Source organism: Paracoccus sp. DMF-8 (assembly GCF_029309835.1).
Lineage (GTDB): Bacteria > Pseudomonadota > Alphaproteobacteria > Rhodobacterales > Rhodobacteraceae > Paracoccus.
Genome location: NZ_JARJHL010000017.1, coordinates 60,674 through 78,846, shown reverse-complemented (window position 1 = coordinate 78,846; position 18,173 = coordinate 60,674). Strand labels below are relative to the sequence as shown.

Here is an 18,173-nt window from a genome sequence, read left to right as displayed (position 1 = left end):
TAGCGGGGGTGAATGGCTGCACGCAGGGATAGCGATTCGCGCAAGCTGTTGAAACGCTTGCGCGACACGTTGGCGGCGCCTGGCAAGGGTCAGGACCGCCTGAATGATATTACCCATCAGATCGCCGATTCCATGGCGACAGAGGTGTGTTCGATCTATCTGTTCCGCGACGCCGATACGCTGGAACTGTGTTCGTCCGAAGGGCTCAAGGCCGAAGCCGTCCACAATATCCGCCTGAAGCTGGGCGAGGGGCTGGTGGGCCGCGTCGCCCGCACCGGTCGGCCGATCAACACCCCGAACGCCCCCGCCGAACCCGGTTTCCGCTTCATGCCCGAATCCGGCGAAGAGGTTTTTCCCGGTTTTCTGGGCGTGCCCATCCAGCGCGTCGGCGAAAGGTTGGGCGTGCTGGTCGTGCAGTCGCGCGCGGCGGAACTGTTCACCGAAGATGAGGTCTACGGTCTGGAAGTCGTGGCGATGGTTCTGGCCGAAATGGCCGAACTGGGCGCATTCGGCGATTCGCAGGGCGACGGCGGGTTGCAACAGCACCGCTTTCCGCAGGTCTTTCGCGGCGCTACGGGGCAGGAGGGCGCCGCCGAAGGCCGGGTCTGGCTGCATGAGCCGCGCGTCGTCATCACCAACCCCGTCGGTGACGATCCGCAAAAGGAACGCGCCCGGCTGATCGAATCCGTCGCCATGCTGCGCAGCCATGTCGATACGATGATCGCCGCCAGCGACAGCGCCGCCAGCGAATATACCGAGGTGATGGAAGCCTATCGCATGTTTGCCAATTCGCGTAGCTGGCTGCGCCGGATGGAGGAAGACATCGAACTGGGCCTTTCGGCCGAGGCTGCCGTCGAAAAGGAACAGTCGCTGGCGCGTTCGCGTCTGGAAAGCGCCGCCGACCCCTATCTGCGCGACCGTCTGCATGATCTGGACGACCTGTCGAACCGCCTGCTGCGCATCCTGACCGGGCAGGGCCGCGATACCGGCGCCGAGATGCCGGAAAACCCGATTCTGGTCGCGCGCAACATCGGCCCCGCCGAATTGCTGGAATATGGCCGCAAGCTGAAAGGCGTCGTCCTGCAAGAGGGCTCGGTCGGCAGCCATGCCGCGATTGTCGCGCGGGCGCTGGCGATTCCGCTGGTGGTCCATGCCGAGCGCATCGCGTCCGAGGCGCTGAACGGCGATCAGATCCTTGTCGATGGCGATGCCGGCACCGTCCATCTGCGCCCCGAGGATTCCGTCGCCGCCGCCTTTCGCGACAAGATCGCCATGCAGGCCGAGGCGCAAAGCCGTTATGCCGGGTTGCGCGACCTGCCCGCCGAGGCGCTGTGCGGCACGACCGTCAAGCTGTATATGAATGCGGGCCTGATGGCCGATCTGCCCAGTCTGCAGAACTCGGGCGCAGAAGGGGTCGGGCTGTTCCGCACGGAATTGCAGTTCCTGACCCGGACCCGCGTGCCCCGGCGCAGCGAACTGGCCGCGCTCTATTCGCATGTTCTGGACAACGCCCACGGCCTGCCGGTGATGTTTCGCACGCTGGATATCGGCTCGGACAAGGTCCTGCCCTATATGAAGCCGCAGGACGAACCGAACCCGGCGATGGGCTGGCGCGCGATCCGCGTCGGGCTGGACAAGCGCGGCGTGTTGCAGATGCAGTTGCAGGCGCTGATCCGTGCGGCGGTGGGGCGTCCGCTTTATGTGATGTTCCCCTTCGTCGCCGAAATGGCCGAATTCGAGGCGGCCCGGCGTCTGCTGATGGAATCGGTCGGGCGCGAACAGAAGCTGGGGCATGATCTGCCCTCGGACATCCGGGTGGGGGCGATGATCGAAACCCCCTCGATGGCCTTTGCGCCGCAGCGGTTTTTCGAGATGTGCGATTTCATCTCGGTCGGCGGCAATGACCTGAAACAGTTCTTTTTCGCGGCGGATGCTGAAAACGAACGGGTCCGGCGGCGCTATGATACGCTGAGTGCGTCCTATCTGACCATGCTGGAACAGATCTGCCGCCGCTGCGACGAGGCGCGCGTGCCGGTGTCCTTTTGCGGCGAGGATGCCGGTCGCCCGATCGAGGCGGTGACCTTTGCCGCCCTTGGTTTCCGGCGCCTGTCGATGCGTCCGGCCTCGATCGGGCCGGTCAAGCATCTGATCCGCCGTGTCAGTCTGGAAGGGCTGAAGGCGGTGATAGATCAGGGCCGCAACGATGGCCTGCCGAACCTGCGCCGCCAGATCACCGACTGGATCGCGCGGCAATAACCCATATCCGCACCGGATCCGTATTCCACCCTGTTTTGCCGGGGTGGAATTTTTTCCTGTTTCCGGGTGGGATTTTGGAATGGTATCTCGGCGACGGGCGATATAAATCTACCAATCAGATCGTGATATATCGCCAGAATACCGGAGGCCGAGATGCCCAGCCCAATCCAGTCCCATCGTTCCGATCAGGTGGTCGCGATCATCGGGGGCGGGCTGTCGGGCGCCGTTCTCGCCAGGAATCTGGCGCGGCTGCGCAGGGCGGACGAGTTGCGGATCGTCGTGATCGAACCGCGCGACGCCCTAGGGCAGGGGCTGGCCTATTCGACGCCCGATCCCGACCACCGGCTGAATGTGCCCGAACACAAGATGTCGCTGATTTCCGACCAGCCCCTGCATTTTCAGGACTGGCTGGCATCCGGTCGCGCGCCGTGGATCGCGCCTGTTTCCACGACGGCGACGGGCGATGTCTTTGTGCCGCGTCAGGTCTTTGGCCGCTATATCGCCGAACATCTGCAAGAGCAGATCGACGCCGGGCGCATCACCCATCTGCGCGGGCGCGCGGTCGCGGCGCAACGCCATGCGGGCGGTTTCCGCATCCGTCTGGACAACGGCGCGCTGGTCGAGGCGCAGCGCGTCGTGCTGGCGGCCACCCATCCCGCGCCCGCGCTGCCGGGGGCGCTGGCGCCGCTGCGGGGAACGCCTGCGCTGATCGCCGATCCCTATGCCCCGGACGCGCTGGCCGCGATTCCGGCAGAGGGGGATGTGCTGATCGTCGGCTCTGGCCTGACCGGCGCGGATATCGTCGCCAGCCTGCATCGTCGCGGCCATCGCGGCCGTATCCATCTGCTGTCGCGTCACGGCAGGCGTTCGCAGCCGCATGGGCCGCAACAGGCGGAAACGACAGCGGATTTTTCGGTGGCGCCGGAACGGACCGCGCTGGCGCTGCTGCGCCGCATCCGGCGCGCGCTGGCGCAGGATCTGGCGGCGGGGCTGACATGGCATCCGCTGTTCGACCGCCTGCGCGTGCAGGGTCCGCAGATCTGGGCCGCGCTGCCGCAGGTCGAACGCCGGCGGCTGCTGCGCCATCTGCGCGGGCTGTGGGACATCCACCGCTTTCGCATCGCGCCCCAGACCCATGAGGTGCTGGGCAGGCTGATCAGATCGGGGCAGGTCCGGCCGATCACCGGTAATGTGACGCGGACCGATCCGGGGCAGGTCGTCATGCTGAATATCGCGCAGCGGCAGGGGGACGCGCTTTCGCTGCGGGTCACGCATGTCGTTCTGGCGACCGGCCCCGCGCATGGCGCGGTGATCGCGCAGAACCCGGTTCTGGCTGATCTGGCGCGGCAGGGGCTGATCGGCCCCGACCCGCTGGCGCTTGGCATCTGGACCACGCCCGACGGCCAGGCCATCGCGCAGGACGGGCAGGCGCAGGACGACCTGCTGGTCGCAGGCCCCCTTGCGCGCGGCGCGGTGGGCGAGCTGATGGGCGCCCCCGAGGTCACGATCTGGGCCGAAACCACGGCCCTGCGCCTGTCGCGCGATCTGGCCCGGCCTGCCTCGGCCGCCTGAGCGGGAATCGTGAAAAAGGGCCGGGTTTTACCCGGCCCTTTGCCTTCCTGCCCCTGATCTCACCAGATGAAGTCAGAGCTATCCAGTTGCGCCAGACGGAAATCCGACAGCGTGACGGTGGTATCGGCCGACAGGGTCAGCACGACGTCATTGCCCTGTTGCTGGGCCCCGGAAATCACCGCCCGGACCTGAGCGGCGCTGAAATCGTCCAGATCGATCCGGTCGATGCCATTCTTGAAATCGGTGATGCGGTCGTGCCCGTCGCCACGTTCGAATTCAAAGATATCGACGCCGATGCCCCCGGTCAGCACGTCATTGCCGCGCCCGCCGTCCAGCGTGTCGCGGCCCGCGCCGCCATGCAGCACGTCATTGCCGCCGTCGCCGTCCAGTTCGTCATTGCCCAGACCGCCCAACAGGGTGTCATTGCCGGCGCCGCCTTCCAGATCGTCATTGCCCATGCCGCCGTTCAGCAGATCGTTGCCCGCGCCGCCTTCCAATTCGTCATTGCCGTTGCCGCCATACAGGCGGTCGTTGCCGGCGCCGCCTTCCAGCTCGTCATTGCCGTTGCCGCCATACAGCAGGTCATTGCCGTCGCCGCCTTCGAGGTCGTCACGGCCGTCGCCGCCATACAGAACATCATTGCCGCCGCCGCCACGTTGATGTCGTCGTTGCCGCCAAGGCCATAAAGCGATGTCATTGCCCAAGAGGCCCGACATCCAGTCGTTGAAAGCCGTGCCGGTGTAGCGATCATGTCCATTCGTTCCGGTGTAGCGTGCCATGTCTGGCTCCTTCTGATGTGCTTTGCGTGATGTCGGTCCGGGGACCGCGAAAATGGCCGTCGTCCGCGCCTGCCGACCGAAGGGGTTCGGCGTTTTCCGGCGCCATGGGCGACCGGGACAGATCAGGCGGGCAGGGACGATGTGCCAGTGCGGGCAGATTGGCACAGCGCGGCTGACAGCGATCTGACAGGTTTCGTCAGTGATTTGTCAGGCTGGCCACCGTATTCTGGCCCCATGAAGTATTCTGGTCCCATGAATCGGATATTGCCGCTTGTCTTTGTGATGGTTGCCCCTGCCAGCCCGATCTGGTCGCAGGCCCTGCCGGATTACGAAATCGCACGGGATGCGGTGGCGCGCGGCGAAATCCTGCCGCTGGCGCAGGTGTTGCAGCAGATCCAGCGCGACTATCCGGGGCGCGTGATCGAAGTCGAACTTGACGATGACGACGACCTGCTCATCTATGAAATCGAGATGATCACCCCCGATGGCCGCTATGTGGAAATCGAGGTGGACGCCGCCACAGGCACGATTCTGGACTATGAAGAGGACGACTGATGCGCGCCTTTGTCGTCGAGGATGACGCCCGGATCGCTGCCGATCTGGACCGCGCGCTCAGCTCGGCCGGGTTTCTGGTCGAACGCGCGCAGGACGGCGACGAGGCGTGGTTTCGCGGCGGCACGGAAAATTACGACCTGATCGTGCTGGATCTGGGCCTGCCGGGGCTGGACGGGCTGACCGTGCTGAAACGCTGGCGCACCGAAGGCTGCGACACGCCCGTCCTGATCCTGACCGCGCGGGGCGCCTGGACCGAACGGGTCGATGGCATCGACGCGGGCGCCGACGATTACCTGCCCAAGCCCTTCCGGATGGAGGAACTGGTCGCCCGCGCCCGCGCGCTGGTGCGGCGGGCGGCGGGGCGCGGCGGCGCGACGTTCGGCATTGCCGGGCTGAGCATCGACCTGAACCGCATGGTCGTTTCGCGTGACGGGGTGCCGCTGCATCTGACTCCGCTGGAATTCCGGCTGCTGTCCTATCTGGCTCATCAGCAGGACCGCGTCGTGCCGCCGGGCGAGCTGCTGGAACATCTTTACGGCGACGAGGACGCGAAAGAGGCCAATGCCATCGAGGCCGTCATCACCCGCCTGCGCCGCAAGCTGGGGCCGGGGGTGATCGCGACGCGGCGCGGCTTTGGCTATCATCTGGGGCAGGGATGAGGGGGCGCGCGGCGCTGGTGCGGTCATGACGCAGGCGCGCGGCTCGTTGCGGTTGCGGCTGTTTCTGGCCGGGGCGGCTGCCGTCGCCGTGGCGCTGGCGATTGCGGCGCTGGTCCTGTCGCTGCTGTTCGAACGCCATGCGCAGCGCGTCATGGTCGCCGATCTGGACGCCCGCGCGATGGCGCTGGTCGCCACCATCGACCACCATGACCTGAGCATGGCGGGGGTGCGGCAGAACCGGCTGGATCCGCAATACGAACTGCCCTTTTCCGGGAAATACTGGCAGGTGACACTTGGCGGGCGGATGATCCAGTCGCGCTCGCTCTGGGATTTCACGCTGCGCCCGCAGGAACCCGCGCCGCGCCCCGGCCAGTTGCGGGTTGAACGGCTGCAGGGCCCGCAGGGCGCGCAACTGGTCGCGGTGGATCGCGGTCTGGTCATCGGTGACGGCGCGGATCGGGTGGATCTGCGCGTCATCGTCGCCCAGGACCGCGCCGGGCTGGTCGGTGCCCGCCGCGATTTTCTAGATGAATTGCTGCCCTATCTGGCGCTGCTTGCGGCGCTGCTGATGGCGGCATCCTGGGCGCAGATCACCATCGGGTTGCAGCCTCTGGACCGGATCGGCACGCAGATCGCCGCGCTGGCGCGGGGCGAGAGGGCACGGATGGGCCCGGATCTGCCGCAAGAGGTCGGCCCGCTGGCCAGCCAGATCGACCATCTGCTGGACGCCCGCGAACAGGAACTTGACCGCGCCCGCAGGCGGGCCGCCGATCTGGCGCATGGTTTCAAGACGCCGCTGCAGGGCTTGATGGGCGATGCGCAACTGCTGCGAAACCGCGGGGATGACGAAACCGCCGACAGTATCGAGGCTCTGGTCGCGGCGATGCGCGGCATCGTCGACCGTGAACTGACCCGCGCCCGCATCCAGTCCGACCATCGCCGCAGCGCGACCGATGTCGTGGCGCTGCTGGAACGCATGCTGAAGCTGATGCGGCGTCTGCCGCGCGGTGCCGATCTGGATTGGCAGTTGGCCGCGCCCCCGCCGCATTCCCCGGCCCGGATCGACCAGCAGGACCTGACCGAGGCGCTTGGCGCGCTTCTGGAAAATGCCATGCGTCATGCGGTTTCGGCGGTGGCGATCACGGTTGGCGCGGGGGATGACGGGGCGGGGGGCGACGGGGCGGGGGGCGACGGGGCGGGGGGCGACAGGGTGACGATCACCATCCGCGACGACGGGCAGGGCGTGCCGCCCGACCGGCTGGACCAGCTTGTCCGGCGCGGTGTCAGTCTGGATCGGACCGGGCAGGGCCATGGCTTCGGCCTGTCGATTGCGCAGGATATCCTGTCGGCGGCCGGGGGCGAGTTGCGTCTGGTCAACGCAAATCCCGGCCTGCTGGTCACGCTGATCCTGCAAAAGGCCGCAGCCGCGCGCTGATGTCTATGGGCTGACATTCATGGTTGCAGGGGGGCGACTGCGGGGTTTTGGATCAGCGGCCCCGCGAATGGCCGATTATTCCGCCAATGCAGCAGCAATCATCGCGGTCACTTTCGCTTCGATCATCTCATTGAACCGGGCGCGCTTTTCCGGGTCTGGATCGGGCAGTTGCCTGACGCCGAAAATCAATTTGATCCGGCGCAATTCAAGCTCGGCCCAATCCGGAGAAACGTTGCGCGGCGCCGAGATGTCGAAACTCAAATCCCGGTCGACTTCTTTCATGAAAGAGGCCAGAAGATTTCTGGATCCGGCATGATCTTCGAAACGAATAACCCTGACATCGTCAAAAACCTCGCGCCAGATGCGGGTTTGACGCTCCATGTCCGAATGGATGATCGCACGCCCCAGAAAGGCACGCAGTTCATTCTCAATCGAGGATGAGGGAGCCATCAGCACCTTGAGGTGTTGCTTGAAAAGGGATTTCAGATAGCTTGGCCTTTCGCGCGTGTAGAAAATGATCCTGACATGCGGATCTTTTATCTGCTCTCGGATTTGCACGGCGGCCAACTGCTCAATGCCTCTGAAGACAAAAGCACATCGCCGTCAATCGCGTTGATGCGCCGGATAAAAGATTCCGTTGCCGTGATCTGATCGGCCTGATTGGTGAAAAATCCGCGAAGGGAATTGTAATGGCTGATCTTGTTTTTATCGGCCGGTTCCACTTCGGGATATTCCAGTCCGATGTCGCGCAGGCGGTCACGGTTGTTCGTTCGCCATCAGGGCTGTCGAGCGCGATATTAAACGGTTTCGATACCCAAGACTACCCAACACCTTGTCAGGGGCGGGACCAGGCCGGAATTCCGCCGCTGTCACTGTGGTTTCCCTGCGGGTCGGTTCGGCCATGACAGCCGCCCGGATCGTCCATCATGTTGTCTGGAAAAATGGTAGCGGAGGAGACTGCCGTAGTTGTGTTGCTACAAGTCGCATGGTGTCTAATTATTACTTGTAATACCAATTGGTTGCGTTGATTTTTGGCCGCAACCCAACTGCAATCCGTTGCATCGTATCGCAATAAACGTGATATTTTTAGGCGGGTAGGTATGGGGATACAAAATGCCGTGCGTTGCAAAGGAATTGTCGGCTCTGGAAGTGAAGCGCCTCACGCATCCGGGGGATCGGGATCGGCCCGTTGCGTTCGCGGTCGGTGGCGTTGCTGGGCTTCATATCCAAATCACCGCGAACGGCGGAAGGACGTGGCTTCTGCGTGTTTCCGTGGGCGGCAAGCGCCGTGAAATCGGGATGGGTGGCACGGCGACGACGACCCTTGCCGGGGCGCGCGAGCGCGCGCGAGAGACGCTTGAACTGATCCGGCAAGGCGTTGACCCCGTCGAAGATCGGAAGGCCAAGCGTTCGGCTCTGGCGGCTGCGCAGCGGCGTGGCCTGACATTCGCCGACGCGCTCGACCGGTATTGCACCGCCAAGATGTCCGAGTTCGGCAGCGAACGGCACCGACAGAACTGGCGATCCAGCGTCGAGATGTATGCGACACCAGAAATCGGCAACATGCTGGTGTCCGATATTGGCCGACAAGACGTGCTGCGGGTTCTGTCGCCGATTTGGACCACAAAGACCGAGACGGCGCGGCGTCTTCGGGGCCGTCTGGAAAATATCCTGTCGTGGGCAACGGTGAACGGCCACCGCACCGGCGATAACCCGGCGGCGTGGCGCGGCAATCTCAAGGAAGACTTGCCGACGCCGGGCAAGGTTGCGAAGCGAGGAAACCACCCGGCTGTCGCGCTGGACGACATGGCGGCATGGATGGCTGATGTCCGGTCGCGGTCGGGCATCGGGACACGCGCGCTGGAATTCGCCGTCCTCTGTGCCTCTCGGTCTGCGGAGGTCCGGGGCGCGACATGGGACGAAATCGACCTTGATGCCGGGCTTTGGGTTATCCCTGCCGCAAGAATGAAAATGGACCGCGAACACAAGGTGCCGCTGACTGCCGATGCCATCGCTCTGCTAAAGTCGTTACCGCGTTTCGAAGGAAATCCGCTGGTCTTTCCCGCAGCCAGAGGAGGGATGTTGTCCGATGCCGCGATCAGCGCCACAATGAAGCGCATCCACGAAGCCAAGGTGGCAAAGGACGGCGTGGGCTATGTCGATGCCCGGTCAAAGCGGCCCGCTGTTCCGCACGGCACGGCCCGCAGCACGTTCCGCGATTGGGGGGCCGAACGGACGGACTATCCCCGCGACATGCTGGAAATCGCACTGGCGCACCAAGTAGGCGATGCGACCGAACGTGCGTATCGGCGCGGTGACATGATCGAAAAGCGCCGGGCGCTGATGACGGCGTGGGGCCGTTTCCTGCGCGGTGAAGCCCCGCCCAAGGTGGTCGCGCTGCATGGCGGGGCGGCGTGATGGGCAAGCGCGGTAACCGCCCTGTGGTGATGCGGGCGGCGGATGCAGTGGTTGCTGCCCGGTGGCTGCGCGGAACCGCTATTCCGGCGTTGCGTGACATGCCGGGCACGATCTTGGGCGGGGACTACAGCGAAACCGTTGAGCGACTGGACCGGCTTGCACGGGTGTTGAGCAACGCCGGAAAGCGCAAGCGCGCGGCCAATGAATTTTCTGCGCTGATTGAAATCGAGGACGCGGCTGCCTTCGCGCGCGCCATTTCGGTATGCCGCCCAGCATGGCCGCTGCGGCACTCCCCGGCAATCATGCGGCTAGCGGATGCAATGCGCGATGGCGGCGCACGAAAGCGGCGAGGGCGGAAATCTCTGACCGCCGTGCAGATCGGCGCGCGGGTGTCGGGGCGGCTTGCGGTTGATGAGCGGCACCGGAAGCGACTTGCGGCGCAGGCGCGTCACTCGGCGGCACTGGACCATTGGTATGCGGAACTTCGAGCGCACGGCAGGACGATCCTGACGGCTGATCTGCCGCCCCCGAAAATCTGACCGAATTAACGCCACTGATGCAAAGCGGCTGGTCGCGGCAATCTGCAACCATCGAGTTACAAACCGAAGGTGCAGTGAATGGAATACCTGTCCGTCAAAAAAGTCGCTGAACGCTACGGCGAAAACCCCGCGACCGTGTGGCGTCGTCTTCAGAACAATCCCGCATTCCCGCGTCCCGTGAAACTGTCGCCGGGATGCACCCGCTGGCGGCTTGCCGATTTGCTGGCGTGGGAAGTGACGCTGCAAGCCGCCTGACCGCCCTATCTGCCAGAAGCGGAAACGCCCCCGGCGATGAAACCGGAGGCGGGTCGCGATAGATGTTGAAGCATCGTTACATTATCACATCGCGCCCGCCTCGCAAGAAAAATTGCGAGGTAATTCGATGCACACCGCATCCCCGACAAATCCCCTGCGCCGGTATAACGCGGCATTCGGGCATCCTGAAGTTTATATGCTGGCCGAACGCCTTCGCCGCCTTTACGACGATGCGTCGCTCAAGCCGAACGAGATGAACCGCGCCTGCTGGTCGATAGCCAGCTTGCAGACGCTCTCCGGCGCATACTGGCACGACCTTCATGCGCTGGTGGGGAAGCCACTTCCCGATCCCGGCTGCCGCCCCATGTTGGACGCCATGCACCCGTATGCTGATGGCAAGAAGCCCGATTTTCAGCGAATGCTGGGCTATTATCACCGCATCCGCGAATTCGCAGAAAGGGCCGAACGTCGCTATTTCGGGGACCGGCATGACGACTGATATGACCCCGCCCGAGTGGATGTTCCAGCCCGGCGATCCCGGCCCGATGCCCGATCATCGGGACTATGGCGATTTCGGTTTCGATCATCCGGCCCCCGCCTCGAACGTGCTGCCGTTGCGCACGAACAACGGGCCGAGGGTTATTTTGGGTGAAGCGGCCTCGATCAATCCGCGCCCTTTCACCTTCCGCCCCGCATCTGACCTGCCGCCCCGCGAATGGCTCTATGGGCACCATCTAATCCGGCAATACGCATCTGCGACAATTGCGCCGGGCGGTGTGGGAAAGACGACGCTGACCGTCACCGACGCGCTGGCGATGGCATCAGGGCGGTCCCTGATCGGCCAGAAACCACACGGCGCGCTGCGGGTTTGGTTGTGGAACGGCGAAGACCCGACCGACGAACTTGAGCGGCGCGCGATTGCGGCCATGAAGTTTCACTGCATTCGACCGGATGAAATTGGCGACCGGCTTTTCATTGACAGCGGACGAGATCAGCCGATCAAAATCGGAGCAAACACCCCGAATGGCCCCACGGTTGCGATGCCCGTGGTTGATGCTCTGATCGAGGCCATCAGGTCGCGGCGCATCGACGTGCTGATCGTTGACCCGTTCGTGTCGGTCCATTCGATGCCGGAAAACGACAACGGTGCGATGGACGCAGCGGTGAAAGCGTTTGCGCTCGTGGCGGATCGCACGGAGTGCGCCATCGACCTGGTGCATCATTCGCGAAAACTGAACGGCGCGGATGCCGATATCGACGCAGCCCGTGGCGGGTCTGCCATTGCGGGGGCGGTTCGCGCGGCCCGTGTGCTGAACGTCATGAACAAGGATACCGCAGAGGCATTGGGTATCCCCGCAGATGAGCGGCGTTCGCTGGTCCGTGTCGATGACGCCAAGTCGAACCTCGCCCCGGCATCGTCGGCCCGCTGGTTTCGCCTCGCAAGCCAGTCATTGGGCAATGGAACCGCTGACCGGCCCGAGGATTTTGTCGCCGTGGCGGAGGCATGGACACCGCCCGACGCCTTCGACGGGATAACGACCGCCGATTTGTTGAAGGTCCAACACGCGGTTGACGGCAAGGCCTTGCGGGAAAACGCCCAAGCGAACGACTGGGCCGGGCACGTCATCGCGCCGCTGCTGGGCCTGAATTCGCAGGACAAGGCCGACCGCGCCCGGATCAAGCAGTTGATGCGGACATGGATCGCGACAGGGGCGCTTCAGGTCGAGCGCCTGCCGGACGATAAAGGCCACAGCAGGCCATCTATCTTTGTCGGTGAATGGGCGGTTGTGAACGACTGACCTTGCGAGATTGCTGCAAACGGCCCCGCCACAAGCGGGGCTTTTTCGTGCCTTGATGGAGCTTCCCCACCTTGGGTAAGTGGGGTGGGGAAAGGTGGGGAAGTGGGGGTGAAATACCCTCATTCCGCACCCCCACCACCACTTACCAGTGGGGTGTGGGGTGTGGTGGGGGTCACCCGGCGGGCTTCATGTGGGGTGGGGAAAATCGGCCCGCTGCGGGGAAGCAGGACCGGCAAGAAGTGACGCCATCAACGCCGCACTTACCTTGCCACCGTCGCGCGGGTTGCGAGGTTGCGAAAACGCCGCGCCGATCAATCTGCCGGTCATCCGCCCTCGCCACCGCCGCACCGCCGCAGATCGCCCGCCACACCGCCGCCAACCCTGCACTGCATCATCGGCACCCCCGATCAGGATCGCCCGCCAGCGGGCAGCACAGCGCCTCTGCGCACGTTGCGTTTTTTGCACCGCGACAGCATCCGCCAGAGTGTTGTGAATTTCACAACGTTATCAAACACTTGACGGGAAACTGAGATGTGATAACGTGACGCTTGAATATCGGCAGGGGTTTTTCAAGTGGATGCAGAGACCGACATCAACGGCCATGGGGGCGCGCGTGAAGGTGCAGGCCGTAAACCGGGCCGTCCTTCGCTGCGCCGTGCTGCGCAAGCGATTGCCGAAGTCGAGGAAGCGTTTCCGGGTTGGTCGCCGGTCTTACACCTGGCCGCCGTCGCGAACGATGAGGAACTTCCGGCAGATGTGCGTCTCGACGCAGCCAAAGCCGCCGCTCCATACCTGCACAGCCGCCCGAAGCCTGTGGAAATGGAACCGGATGCGCTGGTTGAACTGGAACGGCGGCTGATGGCCGTCAGGATCGAGGTTGCCGCCGAAGCGGTGAAGCACGACGAAGGATTGGCCGAACGGCTCGCGCGCGCGAAGAAAAGGAAGCTGGCGGCTGAAGTCATCGAAGTGTTCGACGCGCTGGCCGACGCCGCTGATGCTGCCGCGCCGCTGATCGACGCCTGCCCCGCGCCTGTCGCGCCGACGCCTGCCCCTGCCACGCCTGTCCAGCCCGAACCAGCGCCTGAACCATATCGGCCAATTCTGCCCCGGCCAGCCCCAGCCGCGACCACCGATTGGGCCGCGCCGCGCGTCGATTGGCCGGAGGAACAGGCTTTCGTTGATGGCGGGCGATCCTCGTTCACCTCCGATCCGTATTCCGCCGATCCGCTCGGCTTTCTGGCAAACCGTTGAAAGGAACTATCAAAATGACACCCACCTCCCAAATGATCACCGGCCAGCTTGCGACGCTAGATGCGAACGCCACGGCCCTACGCGCCCGATCTGACGCGCTGGCTCTGGGCGCAGTGACCGGGGACAAATCCGCCGCCGAGGAACTGGCGCGGATCAAGTCCGAAATCGCCGGACTGGTCGCGGACAGGGAAGTTTTGGTTGCAGCCAAGCGCCGGGCCGAGGTGCTCGAAGCCGACGCAGACGAGGACGCCGGGATCGAGGATCGCCGCGCCCATCGCGCCGAAGCCCAGAAGTCCGCCGCCGCCGCCCTGGCTGCTGCGCGGGACATGGATGCCGCCATTGCCGCGTTCGTCGCCGCCGCTGCTGCGCTGGATGCCGCAGAGAAGGCCACGCGGGACCATGTTCGTCTTGCCGGTGACACCCCGGATGGCCGCGTTGGGCGCAAGGATGCCGCAGGGCACGGCCATTTCTTGATCGCCGTAGTCGTGGACGGCACGGCCAAGCGGCGCAATGATCGCACGGTCGCCGAACTCGTTGGGGCCGCTTGGCAGGAATACTTGGAAAAGGAACCGGCGTGATGGATACCGCGAACCTGCTTTTTCCCACGGAACCGACCGCAGCACCGCAGGGCGCGCCTGTCGCGTCCCCAGCGTCCGCGACACCCACGGCGGCGTCAATCCTTTTCGGCGACAGCAAGCCCGCCACGCAAGCCGCCCAGCCGCCGCGTGATGCGATTGACGAAGCATTCCCAAGTGAAGCGCGCCCCGATCCTGCCGCCAGCGTGGCCGACACGCTGGAACCGTGGGCTGCATCAGCGCAGGCTGAAGGAAATGCCGATCAAGCCGAAGCGATCCGCGAGACCAGCGCCGCCCTGGCGCAAGATTTCCGCGACAGCGGCATGTCGCAGGATGATGTGTCCGAGGTGATGGGGCTGGCTCGGGAAGCCCTTGGGAACACAATGCCGAACCTGCCTGTTTCGGATGAGCGGTTGGCCGAGATGCGCACCGCCGCCGAAAGCTTCATCGCAGAAAACCAGATCGCGCCCGATGATATTGCGCTTGCTCAACGGTTGGTGGCCGATCTGGATGCGAAGACGGGCGGGCGCGTGTCCGAGTATCTGATTGACACAGGCATGGGAAATCGGCCCGAAACCATCCTGAAGGCCATCGAGATTGCGAAGCGGCGGTATGGCGGCTGAAATCCAGTGCCCGATGTGCAGCGGCTGTCGCCCCGCCTTGGCTGATCTGGACCTGATGCTGATCGACCTGATGAACGAACGCGGGCTGTCGGAGGATGCGCAATCGGTGCTTGAAGCGGTTTATCTTGCTGGTGGCCGTCCGATCATTGCCGACCAGATTTTTGACCGCATGTTTGACCATGACCCGGACGGCGGGCCACCGCCTGTGCGGATGTATGCCGAGTTGAACGCGGCACTCGCGGAACTTGATACCGCCCTTCTCGGAACTGGCTTGGCGATTGTCCGGCAGGGGCGGCGCGACGGCTGGCGGTTGGTCATCACGCCGGGAGGCGGGGCCTATGTGGTGGATCGCGCGGCGTGATCGTGGCGCATCGCATCGCAATCAAGCGCTTTTGAGATGGCGGGCAAATAGGCGGGTATGTTCCTGTCTGTCGAAATTTTTCCAATAATATCAATTCATTACCGGATTAAATGGTAGCGGAGGAGGGATTTGAACCCCCGACACAAGGATTATGATTCCTCTGCTCTAACCAGCTGAGCTACTCCGCCACGGGTGAGCGGGGTTTAAAGCGGGCTTGCGGGGGCGTCAAGCGGGTAAGTTGCGATTTTCCGAACTTATCCGACGCGCGCCCGCAGGCCGCCAGCCGCCCCCTTAGCCGCGCGCCTTCACGACCTGCAACAGCGGCATGACATCGGCCATGTCGGGGCCGTGTTCCTGACCGGTCAGGGCCTTGCGCAGCGGCATGAACAGCCCTTTGCCCTTGCGGCCGGTCGCCTCTTTCACCCTGGCGGTGAATTCCGACCAGCTTTGGTCGTTGTAGGGCGGGGGCGGCAGCAGGGTCATGGCCTGTGCGATGAAATCGGCATCCTCGGCGTCGATGCGCGGCTCTGCCCCGTCATGGAAAATCGTCCACCACGCGCCCAGATCGTCCAGCTTGGTGATGTTCTGCGAGGCCACGCGCCAGAAACGTTCGGCCTGATCGGCCGGGACGCCAAGTGCCGCGATGCGGTCGGCGACCTCGGACAGGGGGCGGGCCTGATTGGCTTCGCGCGTCAGGGGCAGCAGGTCGTCGGGGTCGAATTTCGTGGGCGAGGCGCCGAATTGCGACAGGTCGAACCCTTCGGCCAGTTCGTCCAGCGACATGCGCAGTTCGATCGGCTGCGATGAGCCAAGACGCGCCATCATCGACAGCAAGGCCTCGGGCGCGATGCCGGTTTCGCGCATCTCGCGGATCGACAGCGCGCCAAGACGTTTCGACAGCTCTTCGCCCTGCGCGCCGGTCAGCAGGCTGTGATGGGCAAAGGCCGGGGGCGTGCCGCCAAGCGCCTTGATGATCTGGATCTGAGTCGCGGTATTCGTCACATGGTCGGCACCCCGCACGATATGGGTCACGCCCATATCGGTATCATCAACCGATGAAGCAAAGGTATACAGCACCTGACCATCGGCGCGGATCAGCACCGGGTCGGACACGCTGGCCGCGTCGATGGAGATATCGCCAAGGATGCCGTCGGTCCATTCGATGCGTTCGTGATCCAGCAGGAAACGCCAGTAGCCATCGCGGCCCTCGGCGCGCAGCTTGTCCTTGTCGGCATCCGACAGGCCCAGCCCCGCACGGTCATAGACCGGGGGCTTGCCCATGTTCAGTTGCTTTTTGCGTTTCAGGTCCAGTTCGGTCGGGGTCTCGAAAACCTCATAGAGCTTGCCCGCCGCGCGCAGTTGATCGGCGGCCTCGCCGTAGCGGTCCAGCCGGTCGGACTGGCGTTCGATCCGGTCCCAGGTCAGGCCCAACCATTCCAGATCGCGCTGGATGCCATCCGCATATTCCTGTTTCGACCTTTCGCGGTCCGTGTCGTCCAGCCGCAGGATGAAGCTGCCGCCGCTCTTTCGGGCGATCAGATAGTTCATCAGCGCGGTGCGCAGGTTGCCGACGTGGATATGTCCGGTGGGCGAGGGGGCGAAGCGGGTGGTGGTCATGGGATGTCTCCTGTCCCGTTCGCTCTTTCACAATAGCCGGATTTTGTCCATATCAGGGGCAACGACAGGAGAGCCGACATGACCGACTGGACCGAGGCCCAAGCCCCCGACAATGACGCGATCGAGGCTCTGGCCCGCGACGTCATCGCCACCTTTCCCCCCGAATTCGCGGGCCATGCGCAGGCCGTGATCCTGCGCGTCGCGGATTTCGCCCGCGATGATTTTCTGGATGCGCTGGACATTCACGACCCGCTGGAGCTGACGGGCCTGTATGACGGTGTGCCGCTGACCGAAAAATCGCTGGCAGAGCCGCAGGCCTTTCCAGATACCGTCTGGCTGTTTCGCCGCGCGATTCTGGACGAATGGGCCAGTCGCGGGGATGTGACGCTGGCGGCGCTGGTGCGCAATGTCGTAGTTCATGAATATGCCCATCACTTCGGCTGGTCGGATGACGACATCGCCCGGATCGACCGGTGGTGGGAATGAGGGCGACGGATCCCGCGCGTCAGGTTCCGGTCCTGACCGTGACGCTGAACCCGGCGCTGGACCTGTCCACCGCGACGGCCAGCGTCACGCCAGAGGTCAAGCTGCGTTGCGAGGCGCCGATCACCCATCCCGGCGGCGGCGGGCTGAATATCAGCCGGGCGATGGCACTGATGGGCGGGCACAGCCGGGCGCTGGCGGCGCTTGGCGGGCTGACCGGGCAGCGGATCGTGCAGATGCTGGCCGATGCGGGGATCGGGGTCATCGCCCTGCCCGCGCCGGGGGAAACCCGCAGATCCTTTACCGTGACCGATGCGGCGACGGGGCAGCAGTTCCGTTTTGTCCTGCCCGGCCCGGAATGGGGCACGGATCTGGTCGAACAGGCGCTGGACCAGATCGCCCGCCATGCCCCGGCCGATGGCTATGTCGTGCTGTCGGGGTCGAACCCGCCGGGCGTGCCTGCCGCTTTTGCCGCGATGCTGGCGGCGCGGATGCCGCAGGGGCGGCTGATCGTCGATACATCGGGCGCGGCCTTGGCCGAGGTCGCCTCGGGGCGGAACGCTTCGGTCCATATCCTGCGCATGGATGACCGCGAGGCCGAGGGGCTGGCGGGCAGGCCGCTGCCCACGCGCGGCGATACGGCGGCGCTGGCGGTGGAACTGGTCGAACGCGGTGCGGCGCAGGGCGTCATTATCGCGCGGGGCACGGATGGCAATATCATCGCGACCCGCGACGGGATCTGGCATGCCCATGCCGAAACGGTCCCGGTCGTCAGCAAGGTCGGCGCGGGCGACAGCTATCTGGCGGGCTTTACCCTGGGGCTGGCGCGCGGATGGGACATCGCCGAGGCGATGGGGCTGGGCGCGGCGGCGGCATCTGCGACGGTGCAGACGCCCGCGACCGAATTGTGCCGCCCCGGGGACGTCGAGGCGCTGTTTCAGGCGCGGATCGTGACCCGGATCTAGGGCGCCCCGGATCCAGGGCGCGGGGCGCGGC

Annotated in this window: 20 protein-coding genes and 1 tRNA gene; 17 read left to right on the top strand and 4 right to left on the bottom strand. The window is 64.6% G+C overall.

The annotated features are described in order from the left end of the window. Window positions 1-12: 12 nt before the first annotated feature. Together ptsP and PE067_RS18325 are read left to right on the top strand one after the other, a co-directional pair. The gene (gene ptsP, locus PE067_RS18330) at window positions 13-2,256 is read left to right on the top strand and encodes a phosphoenolpyruvate--protein phosphotransferase (protein WP_276191143.1); all 2,244 of its coding nucleotides are present in this window, start codon (window positions 13-15) and stop codon (window positions 2,254-2,256) included. Between the two features lie 153 nt (window positions 2,257-2,409). Then, on the top strand, window positions 2,410-3,828 hold the full coding sequence (locus PE067_RS18325; protein ID WP_276191142.1) for an FAD/NAD(P)-binding protein: 1,419 nt from the start codon (window positions 2,410-2,412) through the stop codon (window positions 3,826-3,828). Between the two features lie 59 nt (window positions 3,829-3,887). Here the strand turns inward: PE067_RS18325 and PE067_RS18320 are convergent, their stop codons facing one another. Further along, window positions 3,888-4,607: a calcium-binding protein gene (locus PE067_RS18320; protein ID WP_276191141.1), complete on the bottom strand. Its 720-nt coding sequence runs from the start codon at window positions 4,605-4,607 to the stop codon at window positions 3,888-3,890. 264 nt (window positions 4,608-4,871) lie between these two features. On the opposite strand from PE067_RS18320, the gene PE067_RS18315 reads away from it, so the two are divergent. From PE067_RS18315 to PE067_RS18305, 3 genes are read left to right on the top strand one after another with little or no spacing between them, the layout of a single operon-like run. Continuing rightward, a complete protein-coding gene (locus tag PE067_RS18315) occupies window positions 4,872-5,162 on the top strand; it encodes a PepSY domain-containing protein (RefSeq protein WP_276191140.1) in 291 nt (96 codons plus the stop codon). Then, entirely contained in the window at window positions 5,162-5,821 is a 660-nt protein-coding gene (locus PE067_RS18310) for a response regulator transcription factor (RefSeq protein ID WP_276191139.1), read from the top strand. The genes PE067_RS18315 and PE067_RS18310 overlap by 1 nt, the downstream gene beginning before the upstream one ends. A gap of 25 nt (window positions 5,822-5,846) precedes the next feature. Next, entirely contained in the window at window positions 5,847-7,256 is a 1,410-nt protein-coding gene (locus PE067_RS18305; protein WP_276191138.1) for a HAMP domain-containing sensor histidine kinase, read from the top strand. Window positions 7,257-7,331: 75 nt separating this feature from the next. Here PE067_RS18305 and PE067_RS18300 read toward each other — a convergent pair whose 3' ends face one another. Further along, a complete protein-coding gene (locus PE067_RS18300) occupies window positions 7,332-7,823 on the bottom strand; it encodes a hypothetical protein (RefSeq protein ID WP_276191137.1) in 492 nt (163 codons plus the stop codon). A 122-nt stretch (window positions 7,824-7,945) separates the two neighbouring features. Between PE067_RS18300 and PE067_RS18295 the strand changes: the two genes are divergently transcribed. From PE067_RS18295 to PE067_RS18250, 10 genes are all read left to right on the top strand, one after another. Then, the gene (locus tag PE067_RS18295) at window positions 7,946-8,161 is read left to right on the top strand and encodes a hypothetical protein (protein WP_276191136.1); all 216 of its coding nucleotides are present in this window, start codon (window positions 7,946-7,948) and stop codon (window positions 8,159-8,161) included. Between the two features lie 208 nt (window positions 8,162-8,369). Next, window positions 8,370-9,674 carry an integrase arm-type DNA-binding domain-containing protein gene (locus PE067_RS18290; RefSeq protein WP_276191135.1) on the top strand — a complete coding sequence of 435 codons (1,305 nt, stop codon included), beginning with the start codon at window positions 8,370-8,372 and terminating at the stop codon, window positions 9,672-9,674. Beyond that, entirely contained in the window at window positions 9,674-10,213 is a 540-nt protein-coding gene (locus tag PE067_RS18285) for a hypothetical protein (RefSeq protein WP_276191133.1), read from the top strand. The genes PE067_RS18290 and PE067_RS18285 overlap by 1 nt, the downstream gene beginning before the upstream one ends. Window positions 10,214-10,291: 78 nt before the next feature. Beyond that, window positions 10,292-10,468, top strand: a complete 177-nt coding sequence (locus PE067_RS18280) for an AlpA family phage regulatory protein (RefSeq protein ID WP_276191132.1) — start codon at window positions 10,292-10,294, stop codon at window positions 10,466-10,468. Between the two features lie 127 nt (window positions 10,469-10,595). Continuing rightward, complete coding sequence (locus PE067_RS18275; RefSeq protein ID WP_276191131.1) at window positions 10,596-10,967, top strand: hypothetical protein; 372 nt, start codon at window positions 10,596-10,598, stop codon at window positions 10,965-10,967. A gap of 1 nt (window position 10,968) precedes the next feature. Then, window positions 10,969-12,267, top strand: a complete 1,299-nt coding sequence (locus PE067_RS18270; RefSeq protein WP_276191130.1) for a helicase RepA family protein — start codon at window positions 10,969-10,971, stop codon at window positions 12,265-12,267. Window positions 12,268-12,840: 573 nt separating this feature from the next. After that, on the top strand, window positions 12,841-13,518 hold the full coding sequence (locus PE067_RS18265; RefSeq protein WP_276191129.1) for a hypothetical protein: 678 nt from the start codon (window positions 12,841-12,843) through the stop codon (window positions 13,516-13,518). 14 nt (window positions 13,519-13,532) lie between these two features. Then, on the top strand, window positions 13,533-14,096 hold the full coding sequence (locus PE067_RS18260; RefSeq protein ID WP_276191128.1) for a hypothetical protein: 564 nt from the start codon (window positions 13,533-13,535) through the stop codon (window positions 14,094-14,096). Then, the gene (locus PE067_RS18255; RefSeq protein WP_276191127.1) at window positions 14,096-14,716 is read left to right on the top strand and encodes a hypothetical protein; all 621 of its coding nucleotides are present in this window, start codon (window positions 14,096-14,098) and stop codon (window positions 14,714-14,716) included. The genes PE067_RS18260 and PE067_RS18255 overlap by 1 nt, the downstream gene beginning before the upstream one ends. Before the next feature lie 55 nt (window positions 14,717-14,771). After that, entirely contained in the window at window positions 14,772-15,077 is a 306-nt protein-coding gene (locus PE067_RS18250) for a hypothetical protein (RefSeq protein WP_276191125.1), read from the top strand. A 111-nt stretch (window positions 15,078-15,188) separates the two neighbouring features. On the opposite strand, the gene PE067_RS18245 is transcribed toward PE067_RS18250, so the two are convergent. Next, window positions 15,189-15,265 (bottom strand) — tRNA-Met (locus PE067_RS18245). Between the two features lie 103 nt (window positions 15,266-15,368). Further along, window positions 15,369-16,694, bottom strand: a complete 1,326-nt coding sequence (gene gltX / locus PE067_RS18240) for a glutamate--tRNA ligase (protein WP_276191124.1) — start codon at window positions 16,692-16,694, stop codon at window positions 15,369-15,371. A gap of 78 nt (window positions 16,695-16,772) precedes the next feature. On the opposite strand from gltX, the gene PE067_RS18235 reads away from it, so the two are divergent. Both PE067_RS18235 and PE067_RS18230 read left to right on the top strand, forming a co-directional pair. Further along, on the top strand, window positions 16,773-17,180 hold the full coding sequence (locus PE067_RS18235) for a metallopeptidase family protein (RefSeq protein WP_276191123.1): 408 nt from the start codon (window positions 16,773-16,775) through the stop codon (window positions 17,178-17,180). Then, window positions 17,177-18,142: a hexose kinase gene (locus PE067_RS18230; RefSeq protein WP_276191122.1), complete on the top strand. Its 966-nt coding sequence runs from the start codon at window positions 17,177-17,179 to the stop codon at window positions 18,140-18,142. The genes PE067_RS18235 and PE067_RS18230 overlap by 4 nt, the downstream gene beginning before the upstream one ends. Window positions 18,143-18,173: the final 31 nt, after the last annotated feature.